The sequence below is a fragment of the uncultured Thiodictyon sp. genome, from assembly GCF_903946935.1.
Taxonomy (GTDB): Bacteria; Pseudomonadota; Gammaproteobacteria; order Chromatiales; family Chromatiaceae; genus Thiodictyon.
Genome location: NZ_CAJAXH010000077.1, coordinates 1 through 7,278, shown reverse-complemented (window position 1 = coordinate 7,278; position 7,278 = coordinate 1). Strand labels below are relative to the sequence as shown.

Below are 7,278 nucleotides of genomic sequence, written 5' to 3'. Positions count from 1 at the left end.
GGACCTCGAAAAGAAGATCACGGACTTTATTGAATTCTTCAACAACACGATGGCCAAGCCATTTCGCTGGACCTATGAGGGCAAACCACTCGCTGCATAACGGGTCAGACGGTGTCGGGACTTTCACTCTGCTGCACTAGGCTCAACCGCCGGATGCGGAAAACCGCATGTCCGGTAGTGTGGGAGGGCTGACGGGCGCAATCCCTTCAGCCCGACCCGATCGGGGGCAGGAGCGGCCCCCGGGCCGCGACGAATGTTACCAGCGAGGTGGCCGAAAAATGATAAAGGCGTCGATCAGTCGTGCCGGATGGGCGATCCTGTTTACCCCTCGCTGCCGCTGCGCCCCACCCAATCGCGCGCAAACTGCCAGGCGGTGCGCCCGCTGCGCGAGCCGCGTCGCAGTGCCCATTGCAGTGCGGCGCGCTCCACCGGTGCCCAATCCTCTGGGACCGGCCCCAGACGGGTACACCAGTGCCGCACCAGGGTGAGGTATTGCACCTGGGTGAATGGGTAGAAGCTGACCCAGAGCCCGAACCGGTCCGACAGCGAGACCTTTTCCTCCACCGCCTCGCCCTGGTGCAATTCACCATCGACCAGGTGCGCCTCGCGGTTCTCCGCCTTCAACTCGGGCATCAGGTGACGGCGGTTGGAGGTGGCATAGATCAGGACGTTGTCCGGGGTGGCGCTGATGGAGCCTTCGAGCGCGGCCTTGAGCGCCTTATAGCCCGGTTCATTGGCCTCGAATGAGAGGTCGTCGCAGAACAGGATGAAGCGCTCCGGGCGCGCGCGCACCAGATCGAGGATATCCGGCAGGTCCCTTAAATCGTCCTTGTCCACCTCGATCAGGCGCAGCCCACGGTCCTGATTGGCGGTGAAGACCGCCTTGATGAGCGAGGACTTGCCGGTCCCGCGCGAGCCCCACAGCAGCAGGTTGTTGGCGCCGCGCCCGGCCAGGAATTGCTCGGTGTTGCGCACGATCTCGGCCTTTTGCCGCTCCAGGCACAGCAGGTCCGCGGGGTCTATACGGTGGGGCGCATGCTCCGCCTGGAGCCAGCCGCGGCCGTTGCGGGTGCGCCAACGGAAGGCCGTGGCGTCCCAGTCGGTCGGGGCCGGTGGTTCGGGCAGCAGGCGTTCCAGTCGTTCGATGAGCAACTCACCCCGGGCCATCAGGTCGTTAGCGCCGTACATCGCTGCCCCCTAGGCCGTGAGCCGCCGGTACTTGATGCGGTGTGGCTGGTCGGCCTCGGTGCCGAGCCGGCGATGCCGATCGGCCTCATAGTCCGCGTAGTTGCCCTCGAACCAGACCACCTGTGAGTCACCCTCAAAGGCGAGCATGTGGGTGGCGATGCGGTCCAGGAACCAGCGATCATGGCTGATCACCACGGCGCAGCCGGGGAAGGTGAGCAGGGCCTCTTCGAGCGCGCGCAGGGTTTCTACGTCGAGATCGTTGGTGGGCTCGTCGAGCAGGAGCAGGTTGCCGCCGCTCTTCAACAGCTTGGCCAGATGCACGCGGTTGCGCTCCCCGCCGGAGAGGTCGCCGATGCGCTTCTGCTGGTCCGAGCCCTTGAAGTTGAAGCGCCCGCAGTAGGCGCGCGAGGGCATCTCGTAGCGGCCGACGATGATGTTATCCAGGCCGTCGGAGATCTCCTCCCACACGGTCTTGGTGTCGTTGAGTGCATCGCGGCTCTGGTCGACGCAGGCCACCTGGACGGTCTCGCCGATGCGGAACTGCCCGGCGTCCGGCTGTTCCTGGCCGTTGATGATCCGGAACAGCGTGGTCTTGCCCGCGCCGTTGGGGCCGATGACGCCGACGATGCCGCCCTTGGGCAGGTTGAAGGACAGGTTGTCGTAGAGCAGGTTGTCCCCGAACGCCTTCTTGATGCCCTCGGCCTCGATGACGAGGTCGCCCAGGCGCGGACCCGGCGGGATATAGATCTCGTTGGTTTCGTTGCGCGCCTGGAAATCGGTGGTCTGCAACTCGTCGAAGCGGGCCAGGCGCGCCTTGCTCTTGGCGTGGCGCCCCTTGGGGTTGGAGCGCACCCATTCGAGCTCCTGCTTCATGGACTTGACCCGAGCGGCCTCGGTCTTCTCCTCCAGTTCCAGGCGGCGCTCTTTCTGCTCCAGCCAGGAGGAATAGTTGCCCTCCCAGGGGATGCCGTGGCCGCGGTCGAGTTCCAGGATCCAGCCCGCCACGTTGTCCAGGAAGTAGCGGTCATGGGTGACGGCGACGACGGTGCCGGGGTACTCGAGCAGGAAGCGCTCCAGCCAGGCGACCGATTCGGCGTCCAGGTGGTTGGTCGGCTCGTCCAGCAGCAGCATGTCCGGCTTGGAGAGCAGCAGCCGACACAGTGCCACCCGGCGCCGCTCGCCCCCGGAGAGGGTGGCGACCTGCGCGTCCCAGGGCGGCAGGCGCAGGGCCTCCGCGGCCACCTCGAGCGTGCGCTCCAGGTTGTGGCCGTCAGTGACCTCGATCAGGTGTTCAAGCTCCGCCTGCTCCTTGGCCAGTGCATCGAAGTCCGCGTCCTCCTCCGCGTAGGCGGCATAGACGGCGTCGAGCCGGGTGAGTGCGTCCTTGATATGGCCCAGTGCGCCTTCCACGTTACCGCGCACGTCCTTGGTCGGGTCCAGGTGCGGCTCCTGCGGCAGGAAGCCGACCTTGATCCCGGGCTGGGGGCGGGCCTCGCCCAGGATGTCAGTGTCCAGCCCGGCCATGATGCGCAGCAGCGTGGACTTGCCCGAGCCGTTGAGGCCCAGCACGCCGATCTTGGCCCCGGGGAAGAAGGACAGCGAGATGTCGCGCAGGATCACGCGCTTGGGCGGCACGACCTTGCCGACCCGATTCATGGTGTAGATGTACTGAGCCATGGCTTGGAAAGTCTTTTGGTATAAGGAGCTTGGTGGGGTGTGGGAGGGCCTCACGGCGGGTCGGCCCGCGGGTCGGGTCGGGGTGCGTGAGCCAAGGGTTCATTGTGGGGCGCTGCCGGGGAAATGTCCAAGCAGGCGGTTTCCGGCGCCGCGTCCACGCATGCGCATAGAATCAAGGAAAACACCACCAGGAGGACCCCTCATGCCCGTACGCCAAATCCCAGTCATCGGCTTCGTCGCCCCCAGTGGCAGCGGCAAGACCACCCTGCTGCGGCAACTGGTCCCGCTGCTCAAGGCCCGGGGGCTGCGGGTCGGCTATCTCAAACACGCCCACCACAGTTTCGACCTGGATCAGCCGGGTAAGGACAGCTTCGAGCTGCGCGAGGCCGGCGCCGAGCAGACCCTGTTGGCGTCCTCCTCGCGCTGGGCCTTGCAGGTGGAAAACCGGGTGCGGGGCGCCGATCCGGACCTGCAGGAGCTGCTCACCCGCTTTGCGCCCGACGGGCTCGACCTGGTGCTGGCGGAGGGCTTCAAGTACGCCGCCTATACCAAGCTGGAGGTGCATCGCGCCTGCCTTGGCGCGCCGCTCCTCTATCCGGACGACCCGGACATCATCGCGGTGGTGACCGACGACACGCTGCCCTCGGGCAAGCACCCGCCGTGTCTGCCCTTGAACGCCCCGGCAGTCGTCGTGGACTTCATCCTTGCGCAACTGGGCGTCTGCCGCGAAGGTCCCGCCATCCTGTAGGAGCGGCCCCCGGCCGCGACGAGGCCGCGCACGAAGTCCAGCATCGCGTTCAAGGTTCAGCCGACAGGTAGGCGATCCAGCCCGCATCCGGCGCCGCCGCTTCCACGGGGACGAAGCGGCCGTCGGGGAGGCCCTGCGCATCCCAGCCCTGCCAGTAGACCTGCACCCGGGAGAATCCTGCCTCGGTCAGCAGCTCCCGAATCTCCGGCAAGGACCACAGTCGCCAGTCGTAGCTGAAGGCGCGCTCCAGCCGGGAGCCGTCCGGGAAGTTGAAATGGATATGGCAGACCAGCCGGCCGCTCACCGGGTCGTAGAGGGCCTGCTCCCACTCATAGCCGAAGGTTCCAAGCTCCGGGTCCTCCACCGTGCGCTCCTCGATGATGCGGCGGTAGGCGTCGTAGCCCCCGTAGGCGTCGAGCAGCAAGACCCCGTCCGGGGCGAGGGCAGCGCGGACCTGCTCGAAATAGGCCCGCAGGGCGGCGCGGCCGGCGAGCAGCCAGTAACTGAAGTTCAGGGCCAGCACCAGGTCCAGTGGGCGGCTGGCGGGGGTCGCAACGTCCTGCTCGAGCAGCTGGATGCGCGTGCGCTGGTCGCTCGTGAGTGTCGCCAGATGGTTGCGTTGCGCCCAGTCCAGCACCTCCGGGTCCCGGTCGACCCCGACGGCGCGGTTGGTGGGGCGGCGGCGGACCCACTCGCAGCACACCGCGGCGGTCCCGCAAAAGTCCTCGCGCAGCCAGCGGGCACTGCGGCCCCGCAGTTCCCGGTAGGTGTGGTCGATGAAATCCACCTCCGCCCGCGGGTTCTGCACCGCACGTTCGTAGAGACGGTAGCGGTCGGCGGTGTGAGCGGCTGGGGAGGTAAGATCTTGTATCTGCATAGTGGATGGGCGGCGGCGGCCCTGCCGACGGCGGCGGACCGACCAGCACCGCGCGAGCGCGGTTTGAAAGCGGCGGCGAGTTCATGTATTGTGCCCCGCTCGCGAGGCGTAAGGAACCCCTGGCCAGATGCTCACCCGCTCTGGACCCGCCCGCAAACACCCCGGAGAGGTGTCCGAGTGGCTTAAGGAGCACGCCTGGAAAGTGTGTATAGGTTAACAGCCTATCGAGGGTTCGAATCCCTCCCTCTCCGCCAATTTCCCGAAAAACCTCCTTGTGCGTCAGTGGCTTGATTCGCTCACGGTGAGTCAGCGCCCATTTTAGTCCCCTTCCAGTATCGGCAAGGCACTGTTTTTAGCCAATCAGCCGACGAGCGGTGGGCGGTATAACCCTGCGCGCGCGTCATGCCACGTTCGCCGACAGTGAGCCAATGCCCGTATCTTGAGGGCGCGCCACGGGGGTGCATCCTGGGCGGTTCGCCGGGGTCCCGACCTCTGCCACCCTCTTGGTGGCGACGGGCCAACTACCTGGCGCCAGTTCGAACCCGGCCCAACAAGAAGCCCGAACAGGGTGGGTCTCTTATCGTCGTCTGGCGGGTGGGCCGAAGGAAAGGCGTTGCTTGGGCCTAACGAGGGGCATATTCTGTAAGCACACAAGCCACCGATCACGGGGCATGTATGGATCAATCACACGACTATCGGTTCACGATCGACGCCTACACTCCGGAAACGATTCCGTTGGCGCGCTTGGCTGAGTATATGAAGGACCTCGCCGCCCTGCTGGGTGAGCGTAAGCATGTCCATTTCGTCCGCCTGGAGTCTGGCAGCACATCGTTACTTCAGCGGGTCGACCCTGAGGCGGCCCCCAAGATCAAAAAGCGTATCGACGCCTTGAATCCCAGCAACGGGACAGGGCCTGACGATGCTTTGCGCGCCTTTCGTGCCCTTGACCGCCTGCTGGCCGAGGATAACGCCGTAGGCCGTCTCTGTGACTACGACGGCGCGGTGATCATCCGCTTTCCAGGCCGAGAGAAGCCTCGCCCGCTGACCTTCGGTGCTTTCAGCCAGCCCGGGAGTCTTGATGGTGTCTTGATCAAGATCGGTGGGAAGGACGACACCGTTCCCGTACACCTGCAAGACGGCAAGGAAATACACATCTGCACCACGACTCGCGAGATGGCCCGCCGACTGGCGCCCCATCTCTTTGGGGCGACGTTGCGCGTCCAAGGGCACGGTCGCTGGGAGCGCGATGCGGAAGGCGTTTGGCGGCTCGATCGCTTTTACATTGATGACTTTGAGACCCTGGACGACGCCCCGCTCGGCGCCGTTGTCGAGCGTCTACGGCGGGTTGCGGGGAGCGACTGGGCGAAGGTCGATGATCCTTATGCCGAGTTGCAGCACCTACGCCACGGGTCTGGCGGGGCTCACTGATGGTTGCACTGGATGCGACGACGCTTTTTTATCTGCTGGATCCAGAAGCCAAGGCGCCAACCGACCTTGCGACCGGGCAACCGGTCACCCGAGCCAAGGACCGCGTCGAGTATCTTGTCGGCAGGCTGGAAAAGGACCGGGAAAAGATCATTGTCCCTACACCAGCGCTGAGTGAGCTGCTGGTGCGGGCTGGCACCGCGGGGCCGAAGTATCTGGATATCCTGAACAAGAGCGCTGCATTCAAGATTGCGGATTTCGATCAGCGGGCCGCGATAGAGGTCGCCGCTACCATCCGCGCGTCGATTGATGCCGGGGACAAGCGCAGCGGGTCCCCGAGTCCTTGGGCCAAGATCAAATTTGACCGCCAGATCATCGCCATCGCGAAAGTGGCAGGGGCATCAACCATCTATTCGGATGACGGTGACATCGCCCGCCTATCGCAGCAAACAGGCATTTCAGTCGTCCGCATCCAAGACCTTCCGCTGCCGCCGGAAGACCCGCAGCTGCCGCTGTTTTAACAGCACTCATTCCAGACTACTCCGCGCTGCGGCGGGTTTTTTTTGCCTGCTCAGAGTGGACTCGGTGGACGGGGGCGGTCGGTAGTCAGCTAGCAGCCTGTCGGACTTGATGGCGTAACCGATTGATTAAACAGGAAAACGACTTTTTGGCGCAAAAGAGGAAACTCTTTGCATTCAATCGGTTGCATCACTAAGTCCGACAGCCTGCTAGGCGTGGAGGTGGTCGCGTGTTCGTCCCGAAGATACCTGTACTGTCCCGGACCTCCTGTTCTGGCAAGCAGCCAAGGTTTCGCGCTACGGCAATTCTGTGATCGTGCCCACAAAACAGAAAAAACATTCCCAGTAAGTTGACGATCTTTTCTGCATGGTCTATTTTTCGACTGTTGCACACGACAAGTAGCCTCCGAAACCGAGCACGCGAGAATAGACATTAGCTTTTTCCGCGTTCGCGCTAGGCCCGCTTTGTCTAGTCCGGTCAAGGCTGACATCAGCCTAAGACGTTTAACGCACTTACGTTACACATCCGAAAAAAAATAACCATATATTTGCGGAAAAATGACTGCAATTGGCGCAAAAATACGAAGAGCTGGCACCTTTTTCATAGTTGCCACGTTATGCTTCCCATCTGTTGCATTAGCCTTTATTTCGCTCGAAATATTCTCAGTTGGTCCAATATCTGTAAGCCTTGAAGTGCCTTTTGCCGGCCTTGATCATCGTTCCGGCCACCCCCGGTTACGCCGCCACCAGCAGGAGCGCGGACGACTTGGGCGGACGGGGCCGTCGGCGCGCTGGTGACGGAGGCAACGGCATGCGCTGGAGCACCTGCGCGAACAGCGTTTCGT

General features: G+C 63.8%; 6 protein-coding genes and 1 tRNA gene. 4 read left to right on the top strand and 3 right to left on the bottom strand.

The window, feature by feature from the left end; genetic code table 11:
- Positions 1-321: 321 nt before the first annotated feature.
- Together QZX93_RS06810 and ettA are read right to left on the bottom strand one after the other, a co-directional pair.
- Complete coding sequence (locus QZX93_RS06810; protein WP_295389762.1) at positions 322-1,188, bottom strand: ATP-binding protein; 867 nt, start codon at positions 1,186-1,188, stop codon at positions 322-324.
- 9 nt (positions 1,189-1,197) lie between these two features.
- Complete coding sequence (ettA, locus tag QZX93_RS06805) at positions 1,198-2,865, bottom strand: energy-dependent translational throttle protein EttA (RefSeq protein WP_295389760.1); 1,668 nt, start codon at positions 2,863-2,865, stop codon at positions 1,198-1,200.
- A gap of 202 nt (positions 2,866-3,067) precedes the next feature.
- Between ettA and mobB the strand changes: the two genes are divergently transcribed.
- Positions 3,068-3,613, top strand: coding sequence for a molybdopterin-guanine dinucleotide biosynthesis protein B (gene mobB, locus QZX93_RS06800; protein ID WP_295389758.1), 546 nt, complete (start codon positions 3,068-3,070; stop codon positions 3,611-3,613).
- A gap of 49 nt (positions 3,614-3,662) precedes the next feature.
- On the opposite strand, the gene QZX93_RS06795 is transcribed toward mobB, so the two are convergent.
- Positions 3,663-4,490 (bottom strand): class I SAM-dependent methyltransferase, encoded by an 828-nt coding sequence (locus QZX93_RS06795; protein WP_295389756.1) that lies wholly within the window; start codon positions 4,488-4,490, stop codon positions 3,663-3,665.
- Between the two features lie 163 nt (positions 4,491-4,653).
- Here QZX93_RS06795 and QZX93_RS06790 point away from each other — a divergent pair.
- The 3 genes from QZX93_RS06790 (at position 4,654) to QZX93_RS06780 (ending at position 6,436) form a co-directional block, all read left to right on the top strand.
- Positions 4,654-4,744: transfer RNA gene (locus QZX93_RS06790), tRNA-Ser, on the top strand.
- A 421-nt stretch (positions 4,745-5,165) separates the two neighbouring features.
- Positions 5,166-5,918 (top strand): hypothetical protein, encoded by a 753-nt coding sequence (locus QZX93_RS06785; protein WP_295389754.1) that lies wholly within the window; start codon positions 5,166-5,168, stop codon positions 5,916-5,918.
- Complete coding sequence (locus QZX93_RS06780; protein ID WP_295389752.1) at positions 5,918-6,436, top strand: hypothetical protein; 519 nt, start codon at positions 5,918-5,920, stop codon at positions 6,434-6,436. Before QZX93_RS06785 ends, QZX93_RS06780 begins: the two co-directional genes overlap by 1 nt.
- The last annotated feature ends 842 nt before the right edge of the window (positions 6,437-7,278 follow it).